The organism is Neobacillus nitrireducens, from assembly GCF_030915405.1.
Classification (GTDB): domain Bacteria; phylum Bacillota; class Bacilli; order Bacillales; family Cytobacillaceae; genus Neobacillus.
Window position 1 is genome coordinate 326308 of record NZ_CP133262.1, and the last position, 15694, is coordinate 342001.

The window sequence follows — 15694 nt, forward strand, 5'->3', positions numbered from 1 at the left end:
TAAACGCCGGTTTTTAGAAAAACTGGAGAAGTAGTATGTCCTGGAAGCCATGTTGTTTTTTTATTAGATTCCATAAAAATTTTTTATAGCATTGGTTATATTAATAAATAAGTAGAAGGATAGATTTCTCCTTTCATGTCGTATATAATTTTAATTATTGAAATATTTTTAATTTAATTCAAATAACCATAAAAAAATTTTATGGTGAAAGAAGGAAAAATTTATGGATGAGAAAGACTGGAACATGTTGGTCACTCTCTTTGAAGAGCGAAATATTACTAGGGCTGCACAAAAATTATTTATTTCACAGCCGGCGTTAACCTATCGTATAAAACAATTAGAAACTGAGTTTAAAACAAACTTGATTGCTAGAGGAAAAAAAGGGATCGAGTTTACTGTCAAAGGAGAATATCTTGTTCAATATTCAAAAGAAATGCGTAACCAATTAAGAAAAACAAAAGAACATATTTCTAGTTTAGATAAAGAGGTAAAAGGAACGTTACGATTAGGGGTATCTGGCTTGTTTGCCCGATACCAATTACCAGTTTTATTAAAGAATTTCCTCAACTTATACCCTGATGTTGAGATTAGCCTGAAAACTGGTTGGAGTTCCAATATCCTCCAAATGTCTCAAAAGGAAGAAGCACATGTCGGTATTGTTAGAGGACCATATAATTGGAACGATAATAAAGTTTTATTTCAAAAGGAAAATATCTTTATCGTATCTAGTAAAAAAATAGATGTTAACGATCTTCCAACTCACCCAAGGGTTAATTATAAGACAGACCAGTCATTACGAGATGTTATTGAAAATTGGTGGCAGGAAACGTTTACCGTTTCACCTAATGTATCTATGGAGGTTGACCGAATTGAAACCTGTAAAGAATTAGTACTAAACGGTTTAGGTTACGCTATATTACCGGAAATTTGTATTAAGGAAGATGACGCCCTCTATAAAGAACCGATTGTTTTAAAAAATAATAGCTTTTTGCAGCGAGAAACTTGGATTTTATACAGGGACGTTACGTTGGAATTATCACAGGTTAAAGCATTTATAGATTTTCTAATTGAAAGCAAGCAGACAAAAGGGGAAGTTTTATGAAACAGCCCCTTCCTCCTTTTATATTTTTAAAGTGCATGTGCGTTGATCTCCAATTGTTTAGGAGAAATATAAAAAATATTGACGATAGAGCCATTTTTCAAATGGTATTTTATGCAGATTAGGAAAGATAACTTGTGCAGTTTCACTAGTGTAGAAGTTTGCCATTTTTTCGATGTAATCATCATCCAGTAGTGGAAAAGCTGTAACCATTCTATTATCCCGTACCAACTCCAACATAATATTTCACTCCCTGCTCTACTTTTAGCACTCCTACAAATCTTACTTTTTAAATTTTGAATTTAGTGAATAGTGTTAATATAATAATATTAACAAACCAATTAATTCTAAATAAATAAAAAAACTGACCTAATTAAACGATATTCGTCATAGTTTGATTTTATGTTCGGTAAAAGAACCATTTTTATAATGGAATAATTAGTTTTTTGACGAATCATAACGAAAATATAAAGAATAAATATGTAAATTATGTGGACAGGGGTTATCATAATAACGTTATGTAAACTATAAGTGAACTTATTTGTTCCCTTAAAGTAAGGTTTGAGGGAAGTTTTTTATTATGGACGATTGCGCTTTTATGTAGTTTTAATCGTATATTGGTAGCTCGTATTGAATGAGGAAACACCTTTATGTGATATATTTCACAAAATGTTCAATATTAATCTGGTAACAGAATGGTATCTCGTTGTATATTAAACACTATAATCGTGTTGTTTATATTGCAAGGGGGATTACAGTTGAAAAGGATATTTCAGATTCTATTATCATTAGGGCTTATTATGACACCTATATTTGCACAAGCGCATGTAAAGTGGTTTACACATGTCGTTCCACATAAGGCGTCGATTGAACATATATTATCACCAGTGTTTATTTTCTTAACTCTAGTTGCAGCCATGGTTTTAGCTACATTAACCTTGATTATTCCGAAAATGGCTGAATGGGGACCAGTGAAAAAAATAGAGGATCGTCTCTCCAGTTTAAGAAAGTATTCTAGGTATTTATTAAAATATGGAACCGCCGTTGCGTTGATGATTCAAGTGATGAATGGAACTCTCTTTGCTCCTGAGTTCCATGTTAGTAGTATGATTATTACAGTATTAACATGGGTGACAATTGGTTTCTTATTAATTCCGCATCATACTTCAACAAAAATTGGTGCTTCGATTTTATTTGGATTATTTATTTATGTGACGATCCATCATGGCATTTTCTATATGTTAGATTACGGATTTTACGTAGCCATTATTGGTGTCTTATTGGTAGGAAATACAAAGCTAGAAAAGGTAGGATTCCCATTTTTATATTTAGGGACAGGCTTATCACTTAGCTGGGTAGCGGTTGAGAAATGGGTTTATCCAAGTATGGCTTTAGATATTGTCGCTAACCACCATGTACCAACATTTGGCTTTGAACCGAGCTTGTTTGTTGTTATGGCAGCGTTTATTGAATTTGTCGTCGGTTATTTATTAGTCGTCGGTGTCTTAAATCGTGTGTTAGGTTTTGTGGTCACAGCTATTTTCATCTCAACCACGATGCTGTTTGGAATGACAGAAGTGATTGGACATTTCATGATCCACATTGTGTTAATTATCTTCATTATTGAAGGTGTTTCATTCTATAACCCGCCAATTAAAATGCATAAAACGAAAACCGACCAATTTATCTTTGTGTTTTTAAACTTCATTTTTGTTCTAGCAACATTTTTATTGATTTACTATCGTTTTGCATAAATTGTCATTCAGCAGTTATTTCATAATGTGTTCATTATATTCAGCCATAAAAATACACCCCAAAGATTAGATTTCACTCTAACTTTTGGGGTGCAGTACAAAATGGAATGGTGCTGTTTCTATTAAAGGCGATATCCTCACTTGTTTTACGCGGTTCAACGAAACGTATTTATAAGTGGTTTTACTAGCGTTAATTATGGGGAATATAGGAATAATCTCTCTTTTATACCGTCCAAGACTTCTTCAGGCATTTCCCTAACCTTGATATCCCCACCTAGGAACAGCAGCCAATTGGTTATTTCGGCCATTTCTTCTGCGTTATTAACATGGATAAATGTCTTTAGAATGGCTGTGGTTTGATATGGATTCGTATAGGAAATGGAAACATGTAAAGGATGGTATTTTTTGAACTGGGCAATCGCCTTAGGACCAAGGTCAAGGACTAGATTGATTTCTTTTTCGTTCTTACTGAGTCTTTCCAAAATCCTTTTCTCAGTTAATCTTTGTTTCGTAGTGTATGGTTCCACATTGGTGAGATTGTCAACAGGAAATATCTTTAGCTTCTCTTCCGTTAAATCAAAGCTTTCAATCAGCCAAAAGCTTTTTTCACGATACAGGTGTAAAAGATAAATAGGGTAGGTCTTTTTAATTTTCTCTTCCTCGATACTAATCAATAAATAACGATCCAACAGAAGGAGTTGGATTAGTTTTTCTAACATCGGATGGGGAAGGTCTGACAGATCCAGCAGGTCGGGATTATGGGGATTGGTCCCTTCAAAAAGCAAGATTTGATTTAACAGAACGATGGTCTCTTGTTGGTTTTCCGAGATGAGGCCAAGTAATTTTTCAGCTAATGACTGACGACTCTTCAGATAGGGGAGTTGTTGATTCCTTGTGGCCATAAAGGCTATAAAAAGAGCTTTGATTTCATTATCCGTAAAGCGAACCGTGGGCAGGACAGAGTTGTTCATGACAAAGTAACCCCCATCCCTGCCAACTTCAGCGACTAGCGGCATACCCATGGCTTCAATTTCTCTGATATCCCGAATAGCGGTCGAACGAGAGATGTTAAATTCCTGCATGATTTCAGAAATGGTAAAGTGGGCACGGTTGTTGATATACCGCATGATGGTATTAATCCTTTCAACTTTTTTCATCGTGACCTCCAAAACAGTATCATTTTTTGACATGATTTAAGGCTATTATAAACTCATCAAGTGAAAAGAGAAATCATTTGATTCACTTTTATAAAAAGGAAGGTTTTGAATATGACAAATTATACTTTAGAAGAAAAAGACAGCTTTAACGTTTTAGGTTTTGGTACGGAGCTTAAGAGCGATTACACAGACTATGCGGGCATAATCAAGGAAAAGTCGGACTTTTGGCAGGCCGTCAAACAAGATGGCAGGCTTGATTCGTTAAAATCTGTTGCGACAAATGAATACATTTTTGCTGTGAACGAGGCAGTGAATAACAAGATGATGCATTATGCTGGCGTTATGACAAAGACCTCATTACCAGAGGCAACCCGAATGATCCAATTTCCTAAAGGGGAATACCTGGTGGTTAAAGGGGAAGGGAAAACTGCTGAAGAGTTGAGTAATATGCTAACTGGCATTGCTTTCGGTCAAGTTTTGCCAGAAGAAAAGAATTATGCTTATGTCGGCGGTCCAAATACGTCGGTTGTGATGGGGCAGCGAGACGGTTTAGTATTTGGTGAAATGTGGATTCCAGTTGTCAGGAAATAAGGAGGGATATAAGAACTTGATATTGAGATTGCTTCCAAACCTTTAGAAACGTCGCTTTTTCAAGTGGAAAATATCAAAATGGCGTATGTGTTTTATGAGGATGGGCTTAGTGTCAATGCCATGTATACGATAGAATATTAACGTTACAAATACAACAAAACATGCAACAGCACGCTCTATCAACTAGAGGGTGCTGTTACTTTTTTTAAAAAATATCCTTATTTGCAATCTGCAATACTTTAGTGGATAGAGGGCTTTTATTTTTTAGCTTTTAAATTTTGATTCTACTATGCTTTATTAAGAAACAAGTTTTAGTCCTACCGCTGCACTTAGTACCATAGATATAAAGACCAACCTTTTCCAATCTTTTGATTCTCCATATAAAAGCATTCCTAATATTGCTCCACCAGACGCACCAATTCCCGTCCATATTGCATAAGCTGTCCCCATAGGGAGAGTTTTCATTGCATAAGAAAGAAACATGAAGCTTGCTCCAAATCCAAGAAATAATAGAATTAGGGACTTCCCACTACGGTCCTTATGAAGTTTATTTATCATAGCAACACCAAACATTTCAAATAAGCCTGCTAAGATTAAAGTAATCCACGCCATTAGGAATCAGCCCCTTCCTGAACTTTCCCCGTTGTAACTAATTTCAAGCCAATTACACCTGCAAGTAATAGTAATACCAAAAGTATTTTACTCATTTTCAATGGTTCACCAAAGAAAAGTATTTCTGAAATAACAGTTCCCGCTGTACCTAAACCCACAAAAACTGCATATACAGTTCCTACAGGAAGTTTTCTTCCCGCCATAATCATTCCATAGAAACTGATAATGATTGAAATGACTGTTCCAGCCCAAGTCCAAAAGTCATCTGCGTGTTTCAATCCAACAACCCAAAATACCTCAAATAGAGCCGCTACAAATACTTTAATCCAATCTGTCTTCATTAAATGATACCTCCAATTTTAATCTTTCCAAAGCTCAAAAAAGCCTGGGGGAACTGTTGAACAGTTTCTCCCAGGCTTTTATCCTTCCGTGACACAGCAAAGCTGTGAGTTTTCTCTCGGACCAGACCAACGTTAAAGCTGCGGAACCCTAGAAAACATTTCTCTTATGCAATTAATTTTAATTATACACACACCTTCAACTTATTCAATAACAACATAAAAACATTATTAATTGCCAAATACATGTTGGCATACCAAAATCAGTCTACAAGATAGTCTTTCATTCATTTTCCCAATTTCTCAGCCGCCTTGTTTTTCATTTCTAAGGCATATATTGGTAGATATTATGAACATTATAGATTTTGAATAAAGAAAAATTAATACTTTTGTATAATAACGAAGACAGTTATTAAATCAAGAGGAGACATGATATGAAAGTAACATTATTTACAACCTGTATTGTTGATTTTATGGCAATGAATGTCGGTAAAGCTACGGTTGAATTACTTGAAGGTCTTGGGCATGAGATTGATTATCCTAAGAACCAAACATGTTGCGGTCAACCTACATACAACACTGGATACGTAGAGAAAACAAAAAATACAATGAAGCACTTTATTGAAACGTTTGAACATGCTGAAGTGATTGTTTCACCTTCAGGTTCTTGTGTTTCCTTTGTAAAAGAATATCCACATATTTTTGCTGATGATAAAGAATGGAAAGAAAGAGCAGAAAAAGTTGCCGCAAAAACATATGAATTATCTCAATTTCTAATTGAAGTTATGAATATAGACGACTTTTCTGCGAAACTTCCTGGAAAGGCTGTTTACCACCACAACTGCCATACAGCAAGATTTTTAAACGTGAAAGAACAGCCATTAACCCTTCTTTCGAAAGTAGAAGGTCTAGAATTAGTAGATTTCCACAATTCGGGCAAGTGTTGCGGGTTTGGTGGTACCTTCTCTGTTAAAATGGGGGAAATTTCAGCTGAAGTTGCTGATGAAAAAGCTAGGTACATTCAAGAAGCGAATCCTGATTATTTGATAGGTGCAGACTTTGCTTGTCTCATGAATATTGGTGGACGTTTAAGTAGACTGGGATCGAATATCAAAGTCATGCATCTTGCTGAAGTGCTAAATTCAAAATAGTAAGGAGAGCCAAAATGGGAATTAAGATTAATGACCAAAGTTTTGAGAAAAATCTTGAAAAGAATCTAAACGATGATTTCATGCGTGCGGCCATGGTGAAAGCTCAAGATTTAATTAATAATAATAGAAAGAACGTGCTATCACAATTGGGAGATGGTAATTTCCGCGAGTGGCAACAACTATCAGGAGAAATTCGTGCCCACGTTCTTGAAAACTTAGATTTCTACTTAAATCAATTCGCTGAAAACGTTGTCAAAAATGGCGGTAACGTATTTTTTGCCAAGGATGCGAAGGAAGCCTCTCAGTATGTTACGAATCTAGCATTAGAAAGAGGCGTCAAAAAAGTTGTTAAAGCAAAATCGATGGTAACAGAGGAAATTGGACTGAACCATGCATTGATGGATGCTGGGGTAGATGTAAAAGAAACGGACTTAGCTGAATACATTCTGCAATTAGATGACTGGAATCCACCTTCCCATATGGTTGTACCATCTTTACATTTAAACAAAACCCAAATTCGTGAAGTTTTTGCCGATAATGGATATACGGGCGAAGATCTTCCAGAAGACTTAGCTGCATTCGCTCGTGCTCAACTGCGTAATGAGTTTGTAACGGCTGATATGGGAATTTACGGATGTAACTTTGCGATTGCAGAATCGGGAGCAATCACCTTAATTAGTAATGAAGGAAATATCGATCTTTGTACAGCTGCACCTGAGTTACAGGTATCTGTAATGGGTATGGAACGTATTGTCGCAACCTATGAAGATGCAGATATCTGTATTAGCTTATTAGGTAGAAGTGCAGTAGGGGCAAAGAATACAAGCTATACGACTTTTGTCAACGGGATTACTGAAGAAGTGGCAGCGGATGGTGCGAAAGAATTTCATGTAGTGATTGTTGATAATGGACGTTCTGAAGTATTAGCGTCTCAATTCAAAGAAGTATTACAATGTATGCGCTGTGCTGCCTGTTTAAATGCCTGTCCAGTCTACCGACAAGTGGGTGGACACTCATATAATGCGATCTATTCTGGACCACTTGGCGTTGTATTAACACCGCTGCTTGCTGGCTATGATGACTTCAAAGACCTTCCATATATGTGTTCACTTTGTGGTGAATGTACAGAAGTTTGTCCATCTAATATACCGTTACATAAATTAATTCATGAGCACAAGCGTGTATTAGCCGAAGAAAAGAAGGCTTCTGCATTTTGGGGTGCGAGTATGTCTGGAGCAGGTATGGTTCTAAGCCGTCCTTGGATGTACAAGCTAGGAACAAGTGTTGCTCCATTAATGACAAAACCATTGATGGTTGATGGGAAAATTAAAAAAGGTGTGAGTGTTCTTAAAGGTTGGACAGACAAACGTGATTTGCCTGCATTGGAAAAAACTCGTTTCAGAGATTGGTATGAATCTAGAAGTAAAGGAGGAAATAAATCATGATAAAAGGACAAATCTTAAATAGAGAGTTATTTATTTCTAACCTTTCAAACATACTTGGTCGAGAAATGCCGAAAGAGGTTGTACATCCTGAATTATCTAGCAAACCTCAGCTTGAAATTTATAAAGGCTATACTCAAGCACAATTAGCTGAAGAATTCCATAAGAATGCTCAAGTTAACAAAGCTGGATCCGGTGGTAAGATTGATTCCTTCATTATTGAGAAAAAAGATCTTGCAAAAACGGTAGCTGCGAAACTAGTTGAACATGGAACAGGCCCAATTATCGCATGGAACGATGAGCGTTTTGCGAAATGGGGTCTAAATGAAGTCTTGAAAGATGCGTATGTTTGGACCGATGAGAATGGCCGTGAAAATGTAGATAAGGCATTGAATGCGTCTTATGGCGTGTGTATAAGTGATCTTTCACTTGCCGAAACCGCTTCTTACACTGTCATTGATAAGCTGGGAAAAGGAAGATCATCAAACTTCCTGCCTTTAAATTATGTTTGTATTGTTCCGCAAAGTACCATTGTTCCTCGTTTAACACAAGGAATGCAAAAACTTCATGAAATGTCAAAAAGGGGGATAAATCCTGCAGCCATTAACTTTATTTGTGGTTCAAGTAGTTCCTCTGACATTGAGTTGAACAAAGTATGGGGAGTACACGGACCGGTTCGTTTATCATATATCATTGTTACTGATTTATAAGGTGAAACTATAAAATGATGAGTTCCAGATTCCCTATTAAGGGTATTGGAACTCATTTTTTTTATAAACATAAAAAGGCTTCATACATAAGATAAACAAAAGACTACAAGCTTTCTTTCTTATCTTTTATTTTCAAAAGTTTACGAGAATTTGAGGTTTTATTCATACTTGTAGCCTTTCTTACAGAATTAACCACGATACGGGATTTATAGGGGGAATTGTGATGTATAACATGGATAGCATTTTCGAAAAGGAAGGGCGAAAGTTTCCAGGGGCGACCTATTCAGAGGTAGTATTGGCACCTGCTTATGATCACGCTAAGCAATCTTTACTTGAGCCGATGCTGGCCGTCCATAAAGCCCACCTGATTATGCTCGTGAATCAAGGATTGCTGCAGGTGGATGAAGCTTCGCAAATTATGAAAGGTATTTGGGCACTTGATAAAGAGGCACTTCTTCAATCTACCTACGATGGACAGCACGAGGATCTTTTTTTTCTTGTCGAAAGTCAAATTATGAATGTTGCAGGCGAAGCTGGCGGAAGTTTGCACCTTGGTCGGAGCCGGAACGATATGGGGGTGGCGATGTACAGGATGGTTCTTAGGGACAAGATTCTAGTTGCCACCCGGGCGCTGCTTTCCTTTCAAGAAACACTTTTGAATGTGATTGATACCTATAAGGAAACCATTGTTCTAGGGCATACTCATACGCAGCAGGCCCAGCCGATGACATTCTCCCATTATCTTTTGGGAATGTACGATGTCGTTGACCGTGACTTAAAAAGATTGAAAGCAGCCTATGATACATGTAATACCAGTCCTCTTGGTGCGGCGGCCCTCACTACGACCGGATTTCCGATTGACCGAAATAAGGTCGCAGAATTATTAGGATTCCCGAAAATCATCAAGAGTGCCTATGATTCGATTGGTGGTGCCGATTATTTAGGGGAAATTGCCACCGCCATTCATTTAACCTTTATCAATCTCGGCCGGTTTGCCCAAGATCTTCTTTTATGGTCGAGCCAGGAGTTTTCAGCGATTCGTGTGGCAGATCCCTATGTGCAAACGAGTTCCATTATGCCGCAAAAAAGAAATCCTGTTTCTCTCGAGCATATTCGCGCATTAAGCTCAAGTGGTATTGGAAATGCTCAAACCGTACTTCAAATGTTACATAACACACCATACGGAGATATAAACGATACCGAGGATGACCTTCAGCCATATTTGTGGAAAGGTTTGCACCTCATTGATCAAGTATTTCGGTTAACAAAAGTGGTGGTTGGAACACTTGAAGTAAATGAAGCACTTTTAAAAAGAAGGGCCCAAGAAAGTTTTGCGACGATAACGGAATTAGCCGACACGCTATTTAGGGAAGCAAACATCCCGTTCCGAACCTCACATTCCATAGCCAGCCAGGTGGTTAAAATTGCCATGGCAAGAGGACTGAATGCTACCCATGTCACATCTGCACTCGTAGATGAAGCGGCAAAAGCAGTTGTAGGAGTTCCATTGAATTTACCGGAGGAGGTTATTCTTACTGCAATGGACCCAGAGCATTTTGTGAAAATTCGGTCGCTGCCTGGGGGTCCTGCACCAGAGGAAATGAAGCGAGCGATTATGGAAAGAGAAGCTAGTTTACAATCTCAACTTACCTTACACCAGACTGAGGTTGCTCGAATTACAATTTGTGTGGAAAAACTAGACCAATTGACAAGCCAGTGGGGCAAAACGGATGAAGATAACCAACCTATTTAAATCTTGATGATTGGAAAAGGTTGGAGTAGGGATGGTTTTGAAAACTAAAGGTGTGTTTATGATGAGAAAGAACGACGAAAAAAAGCGGCAAAAACTTATCAATAAACTTATTTTTTGAATGTATATAAAAAAGAAGAGGAAAAGCTTTATAATTTGCCGTTATCAAAATTAGAATACGGGTATAGGGGATTTAAAACCGCAATTTTAAACGACCTTTCCCTGATTGAATATCAAGGAAAGGCCGCTGGGGGTGCTTCCGCTTTTTTTAAAATCAATGGGTAAATGTTAATGATTTTATCTCCGCTATCCCGTTCATAAAGATTCAATATCAATGACCCATTAGAAAAAAGTTTCTCTTTTGGAATTTGAATATGAAGTTTAAATGGCTCCCACTCTTGCTCCCCATTAACAGCAATCTGTTTTTCTTTCATGTACTCCACATGGCCATCCTCAACCGAATAATATAGTACACCTTTTGTTGACCTGAATTCTCCCGTAATTATATAATCCCCTTTGGTGCCTGACACCTTTACAAACCTGTAGGCAGTGTTTTCCTCAGGGACATTTAGTTTTTGAGTACTGTATAGCTTCATACGGTTTTGGATGGGTTCATCATTTAATCTGGTCGGCTTTAACACAGCATTGACAGTATATTCTCCAGGAGGAACCCTTTTTCCCTTGAAATGATAGTTCCATTTTTCATATCTTTTAATAGTTTGGTGTGGATTTACACTAATAGTCTGAAATGCCTGTAAAAAATACTTCCCCTGTGAATAAACATAAACCACTGAACCAGCTTGGTTGGTAATTGTTATTTCAACCATTTGGGAAGTGGGAAATTCAAAGTGGAGCGGTATTTCTCCCTCGTTTTTTAGGATCATTTCGAGTTCTGCCATTTCAGGACTTGCTGTCGGGATTATATAAAATGCGTAATCCAAATCATTCACCCCTTTTGCTCCCGTTATTCTTACAAATGGAAAAAAAATCAAGATTACACATAGAAATATTCGCATTTTGGTCTCCTTTTTCCTTTATTCTCTCCGAAAAAATCCATAGACCCATGGACTAACTCCTCTATTAAATTTCAGTTATTTTGCTCAAAGAGGAAATCGTTAATGCAAGGTCTGAAAAATATATATTATAGAAATAGAGGGAAATGGGGGAATCAGAAAGGTTCAAGGGTGTGATTTTTTGACGATTATTTTTTAAAATCGACACTATATGACTAATAAGCAAGAGCAACCAAAATTCAGCCATATTGGGAATTAAACATGATTTCACCTAGTAATCTCTGTTTTGAATCTGTTATGCAAAAAGTCTTTTTATACCTACCAAATGCCGAATAAAAAAGCGCATGAAAAGATGACTATTTCTAAGTTCATTTAATAGTTTTGGGGTATTAAAAATGTTTTACAAAAAACACAAAAAATGTCGATTTTAAAAAGAAGATGAATTCAATATTTCCCCCAATTTACTAATCTTTCGAAAATTCATATTATTAAAAATGAAAGTAAAAGAGGATACATAAAGGGGAGAGGATTTTCAGATGAAAGTTTCGAAAGGTATACCATTTAAAGTACTCACGACTGCAGCGTTGTCAGTGATGTTACTTTCCAGCACATACGCTTCGGCTGAAACGCCAAACGATAGCGTAAGCGATGAGATTACACTTCAAGACATTTTGAAGCAGGGTCATGAAATTTTAATGGCTGATCAAGGACAAGCAACAGATGAAGCAAGCAATGACCCAATGGATTATCGGAATGTGAAAAACGGAAAAAACCCGTTTAAGGCAAACCAAGATGTACGAGTCATCGTGGAGCTTGATCAGCCAACTGATCAATCTGCAGCTACATCTTCCGAGAATATTCAAGATGAAGTTATCAGCAAGCTTCCAAAAGGGCAAGCGAAGTCTGTAAGACATCGCTTCCACACCGGTTTTAATGGATTTTCAATGGAAACGAAATTCAAAGACTTAAAAGACATTCAAAAAATCGATGGCGTTAAGCGGATTCATATTGCCCGCACGTTCACCGCAGCGGCGGATGAGAGTAAAGGCTTAGTTCAAGCACAAAAAGTTTGGCAGTCTCTTGGCTATGAAGGGGAAGGCATGCTAGTTGCCGTTGTCGATTCAGGCGTAGATTACAAGCATAAAGATTTGACCTTAACGGATAAAGGCAAGGCACAAGAGGAGCTGAACTCCACTAATATCCAAGCAAAACTTGCTTCAACTGAAACAGTAAACGATGTTTGGTACAACGATAAAGTTCCGACAGGATATGACTGGGCGGATAATGATAACGACGTGTTCCCTTACGCAAATCCGCATGGTATGCACGTATCAGGTATCATCTCTGCAAATGGAAATGAAAGCGCAAATGGCGTAAAAGGAATCGCATCAGGCGCACAAATCCTGGCTGAAAAAGTTTTCTCGGATAAAGGTGGCGGCGGTGCACAGGAAGATGATATCATCGCCGGCATTCAGCACGCAGTGGAAATGGGCGCAGATGTCATTAACATGAGCTTAGGCTCTGATGCAGGTCCAGTAAGTGAATCGGAAGATCCAGTTCAACAAGCGATCCGCGAAGCAACCGAACAAGGCGTATTAGTGGTGGTTGCAGGCGGAAACGCTTCTTATTCTAGCAAAAACAATGTGCTGATGAGTTCATTATTACCTTATGCTGACAATCCAGATATTGGTGTGGTTGGCTCACCTGGCGTAAGCCCATATGCATTGTCTGTTGCAAGTTACGAAAACAACAGCATCAACTACAATACGGTTCGTCTATCAGACGGAACGGAATTGGCTTATCAAGACCAAACGTATTCAGGATTTGTACTAGGGGACAAGCTTGACCCGAATAAAGAATATGAACTCGTCTATGGTGTGGAAGGAAAAGATGCCGACATCAAAAACATGGATTTAACAGGTAAAATCATGATCTGTCAGCCAAAGAGTCCATACAGCAGTTACTCGTATGTTCAAATCTATGCGCAGCGTAAAGGCGCAGTCGCAACAATCTTTGTGCCGCCGACTGTGATGAAAGACTATTCACAAGTCCAGTTCAACCCGTCTCCTGCGATTCCAGTCGTTACCACAAGCAAGTCGGACGGGCAAAGTGTCATAGAGAAGCTTCAAGCAGGTCAAAAAATCACCATGAAATTGTCGAAGGGCACATGGATTGACAATCCATTAAAGAACAATGTTTCTAATTTTTCTTCATGGGGCACACCTGAAAATCTTGATTTCAAACCAGAAATCACCGGTGTCGGCGGACAGATTTATTCGACCATTCCAAACAATAAATACCAGGTGATGAGCGGAACGTCCATGGCTACACCTCAAGTAGCAGGCGGCGCAGCATTATTAATGGAAGCCATGAAGAATAAAGGCCTCGGAAAATCGAAAGAAACTGCGCTTTTAGCAAAGCTTGCTTTAATGAATACATCAAGCATCATCGCAGACCCAAGAACCAACAATGTGCTTCCATATTCTCCGCGCATGCAAGGTTCAGGCATAATGCAGATTGCGAGTGCGATCAATACGCCAGTATTATTGCGTAATAAGCGTGCATCGCTTGAGCAGGCAGGAAGTGTTGCGCTTCATGAGATCGGTGATACTCACTTTAATTTAAAACTTGAGATGCAAGCACTTGACGGCAAGGATGTTCCAGATTCCATTGAATATAAAGTAGTAGTCGATGTGTTAACCGACGAAACCACGCATGCGTCATATGATCTTGCAACTTTCGGTTTCAAAACACGCGAAAACGACTACCTTACAACCAAAACAACCCGTATTGAAGGGGCTAATGTTCACGTGAACGGAGGCGATGCGATTACGATCAAACGTGGCAAGCAAAAAGAGCTGAGCATTGACGTTAAACTCCCAGAGAATTTAAAGAAAAACACCTTTGTTGAAGGTTTCGTGAGATTGGTTCCGACTTCTTCAAATAAAAGTGACAAAGTCGTTCCATTATCGATGCCATACATGGGCTTCTACGGAAAATGGGATGAACCGAAAAACATCGACCCATCAGCAGAGAAAAATGATGCGTTCTTAGGTTACACGACACTTTGGGATGATATTACTGATGTACCGCTGGCATTAGACCCGGTAACACATAAATATAACGCAGACCGCGTGGGACCTCGCCATATTCCATAGCAAACGGCGTCATTCCGTCCTTCACGGTGCTTCGAAACTTGTCAGAACTTGAGGCTTATATCCTCGATAAAGACGGAAATCAGGTGAACTACCTTGGTAACTACAGCGATTTCACCGGCGAGCCGTGGAAATTCCAGAAAAACATTATGAGCATCGGCGACACCTACTACAATATTGACGTTGATTCTTACTATTGGAAAGGTCAAGATAAAAATGGTAATACCCTCCCAGATGGCGATTACAAATATGTGCTTCGCTCGACCTTAGATGTTCCAGGTGCAAGACCGCAAACTACTGAAATTCCGGTGAAATTGGACTCGAAAGCGCCGCATGCCTCTAACATTCAAGTGACGCCGACTGCGGACGGAAAGTATCAAATTTCGTTCGATGTAGCAGATAACGAAGGCGGAGTAGGTTTCTTACAAGCCGTTGTCTACTTAGATGGTACCTATAATGTTTTAAAGCCAGGTCTAACCAGCTTTATCGTGAAGAAAGAGCCAAAGAGCATTGTCGTCATGGCGGAAGATGCTGCTTATAACGAGGGTTACACCGTATGGGGAGATACTTCCTACATCAAGTCAAGCATGCTCATTCAGTACATGACAGTGCAAAATTATACGAAAGTTAACGAAAATAGCCCAGCGAAAATCATCGCGTTCTCGGATAATAAACTTCACTGGAAATTCTATATCAAGGATGAAAACGGCAATGTCGTGTTCACGAAAGAATATCCATTGGAAGATGAAATCCGATTCACATGGGCACCAGGTCCTGAGATTCCAAATGGAACATATACGCTTTATGCGGACGGCGAGAATGTGGAAGGATTTAAAGTGACAGCAACAGCATCAAGCAAGTTAAATGTCTTACATTAAACCCTATTTAACTCCGCCTAAACAAGTAACGGTTGTTCAATAGC

Annotated in this window: 14 protein-coding genes, 1 pseudogene and 1 riboswitch; of the genes and pseudogenes, 10 read left to right on the top strand and 5 right to left on the bottom strand. The window is 38.4% G+C overall.

Features of this window, described 5'->3' with window-relative positions; translation table 11 throughout:
* Positions 1-223 precede the first annotated feature (223 nt).
* Positions 224-1102, top strand: coding sequence for a LysR family transcriptional regulator (locus tag RCG22_RS01515; RefSeq protein WP_308105420.1), 879 nt, complete (start codon positions 224-226; stop codon positions 1100-1102).
* Positions 1103-1159: 57 nt separating this feature from the next.
* On the opposite strand, the gene RCG22_RS01520 is transcribed toward RCG22_RS01515, so the two are convergent.
* Positions 1160-1339, bottom strand: a complete 180-nt coding sequence (locus tag RCG22_RS01520) for a hypothetical protein (RefSeq protein WP_308105421.1) — start codon at positions 1337-1339, stop codon at positions 1160-1162.
* Positions 1340-1857: 518 nt separating this feature from the next.
* On the opposite strand from RCG22_RS01520, the gene RCG22_RS01525 reads away from it, so the two are divergent.
* Positions 1858-2853: a hypothetical protein gene (locus RCG22_RS01525; RefSeq protein WP_308105422.1), complete on the top strand. Its 996-nt coding sequence runs from the start codon at positions 1858-1860 to the stop codon at positions 2851-2853.
* A gap of 194 nt (positions 2854-3047) precedes the next feature.
* Here RCG22_RS01525 and RCG22_RS01530 read toward each other — a convergent pair whose 3' ends face one another.
* Positions 3048-4010: a helix-turn-helix transcriptional regulator gene (locus RCG22_RS01530; RefSeq protein WP_308105423.1), complete on the bottom strand. Its 963-nt coding sequence runs from the start codon at positions 4008-4010 to the stop codon at positions 3048-3050.
* 111 nt (positions 4011-4121) lie between these two features.
* Here RCG22_RS01530 and RCG22_RS01535 point away from each other — a divergent pair, with 111 nt between their 5' ends.
* Positions 4122-4601, top strand: a complete 480-nt coding sequence (locus RCG22_RS01535; RefSeq protein ID WP_308105424.1) for a GyrI-like domain-containing protein — start codon at positions 4122-4124, stop codon at positions 4599-4601.
* A 12-nt stretch (positions 4602-4613) separates the two neighbouring features.
* Positions 4614-4736: pseudogene (locus tag RCG22_RS01540) on the top strand (DUF8821 family protein); the annotation flags it as partial.
* Positions 4737-4898: 162 nt separating this feature from the next.
* Here the strand turns inward: RCG22_RS01540 and RCG22_RS01545 are convergent.
* Both RCG22_RS01545 and RCG22_RS01550 read right to left on the bottom strand, forming a co-directional pair.
* A complete protein-coding gene (locus RCG22_RS01545) occupies positions 4899-5213 on the bottom strand; it encodes a DMT family transporter (RefSeq protein WP_308105425.1) in 315 nt (104 codons plus the stop codon).
* Positions 5213-5554 carry a DMT family transporter gene (locus RCG22_RS01550; RefSeq protein WP_098259832.1) on the bottom strand — a complete coding sequence of 114 codons (342 nt, stop codon included), beginning with the start codon at positions 5552-5554 and terminating at the stop codon, positions 5213-5215. Before RCG22_RS01550 ends, RCG22_RS01545 begins: the two co-directional genes overlap by 1 nt.
* Before the next feature lie 65 nt (positions 5555-5619).
* A riboswitch (guanidine-I (ykkC/yxkD leader) is annotated at positions 5620-5717 on the bottom strand.
* Between the two features lie 268 nt (positions 5718-5985).
* On the opposite strand from RCG22_RS01550, the gene RCG22_RS01555 reads away from it, so the two are divergent.
* The 4 genes from RCG22_RS01555 (at position 5986) to argH (ending at position 10607) form a co-directional block, all read left to right on the top strand.
* The gene (locus RCG22_RS01555) at positions 5986-6702 is read left to right on the top strand and encodes a (Fe-S)-binding protein (RefSeq protein ID WP_308105426.1); all 717 of its coding nucleotides are present in this window, start codon (positions 5986-5988) and stop codon (positions 6700-6702) included.
* Positions 6703-6716: 14 nt separating this feature from the next.
* The gene (locus tag RCG22_RS01560) at positions 6717-8147 is read left to right on the top strand and encodes a LutB/LldF family L-lactate oxidation iron-sulfur protein (protein WP_308105427.1); all 1431 of its coding nucleotides are present in this window, start codon (positions 6717-6719) and stop codon (positions 8145-8147) included.
* Positions 8144-8854 carry a LutC/YkgG family protein gene (locus RCG22_RS01565; protein ID WP_308105428.1) on the top strand — a complete coding sequence of 237 codons (711 nt, stop codon included), beginning with the start codon at positions 8144-8146 and terminating at the stop codon, positions 8852-8854. Before RCG22_RS01560 ends, RCG22_RS01565 begins: the two co-directional genes overlap by 4 nt.
* Positions 8855-9077: 223 nt before the next feature.
* Complete coding sequence (argH, locus tag RCG22_RS01570; protein WP_308105429.1) at positions 9078-10607, top strand: argininosuccinate lyase; 1530 nt, start codon at positions 9078-9080, stop codon at positions 10605-10607.
* A 230-nt stretch (positions 10608-10837) separates the two neighbouring features.
* Here argH and RCG22_RS01575 read toward each other — a convergent pair whose 3' ends face one another.
* On the bottom strand, positions 10838-11545 hold the full coding sequence (locus tag RCG22_RS01575; protein ID WP_308105430.1) for a BsuPI-related putative proteinase inhibitor: 708 nt from the start codon (positions 11543-11545) through the stop codon (positions 10838-10840).
* 608 nt (positions 11546-12153) lie between these two features.
* Between RCG22_RS01575 and RCG22_RS01580 the strand changes: the two genes are divergently transcribed.
* Both RCG22_RS01580 and RCG22_RS01585 read left to right on the top strand, forming a co-directional pair.
* Positions 12154-14775 carry a S8 family serine peptidase gene (locus tag RCG22_RS01580; RefSeq protein WP_308105431.1) on the top strand — a complete coding sequence of 874 codons (2622 nt, stop codon included), beginning with the start codon at positions 12154-12156 and terminating at the stop codon, positions 14773-14775.
* A gap of 26 nt (positions 14776-14801) precedes the next feature.
* Positions 14802-15650, top strand: a complete 849-nt coding sequence (locus RCG22_RS01585) for a flagellar hook assembly protein FlgD (protein ID WP_308105432.1) — start codon at positions 14802-14804, stop codon at positions 15648-15650.
* Positions 15651-15694 lie beyond the last annotated feature (44 nt).

Bases quoted from the DNA above. Each gene is read 5' to 3' on its own strand.
- RCG22_RS01515 (WP_308105420.1), top strand. From the start codon at position 224: ATGGATGAGAAAGACTGGAACATGTTGGTCACTCTCTTTGAAGAGCGA.
- RCG22_RS01520 (WP_308105421.1), bottom strand. From the start codon at position 1,339: ATGTTGGAGTTGGTACGGGATAATAGAATGGTTACAGCTTTTCCACTA.
- RCG22_RS01530 (WP_308105423.1), bottom strand. From the start codon at position 4,010: ATGAAAAAAGTTGAAAGGATTAATACCATCATGCGGTATATCAACAAC.
- RCG22_RS01535 (WP_308105424.1), top strand. From the start codon at position 4,122: ATGACAAATTATACTTTAGAAGAAAAAGACAGCTTTAACGTTTTAGGT.
- RCG22_RS01545 (WP_308105425.1), bottom strand. From the start codon at position 5,213: ATGGCGTGGATTACTTTAATCTTAGCAGGCTTATTTGAAATGTTTGGT.
- RCG22_RS01550 (WP_098259832.1), bottom strand. From the start codon at position 5,554: ATGAAGACAGATTGGATTAAAGTATTTGTAGCGGCTCTATTTGAGGTA.
- RCG22_RS01555 (WP_308105426.1), top strand. From the start codon at position 5,986: ATGAAAGTAACATTATTTACAACCTGTATTGTTGATTTTATGGCAATG.
- RCG22_RS01560 (WP_308105427.1), top strand. From the start codon at position 6,717: ATGGGAATTAAGATTAATGACCAAAGTTTTGAGAAAAATCTTGAAAAG.
- RCG22_RS01565 (WP_308105428.1), top strand. From the start codon at position 8,144: ATGATAAAAGGACAAATCTTAAATAGAGAGTTATTTATTTCTAACCTT.
- argH (WP_308105429.1), top strand. From the start codon at position 9,078: ATGTATAACATGGATAGCATTTTCGAAAAGGAAGGGCGAAAGTTTCCA.
- RCG22_RS01580 (WP_308105431.1), top strand. From the start codon at position 12,154: ATGAAAGTTTCGAAAGGTATACCATTTAAAGTACTCACGACTGCAGCG.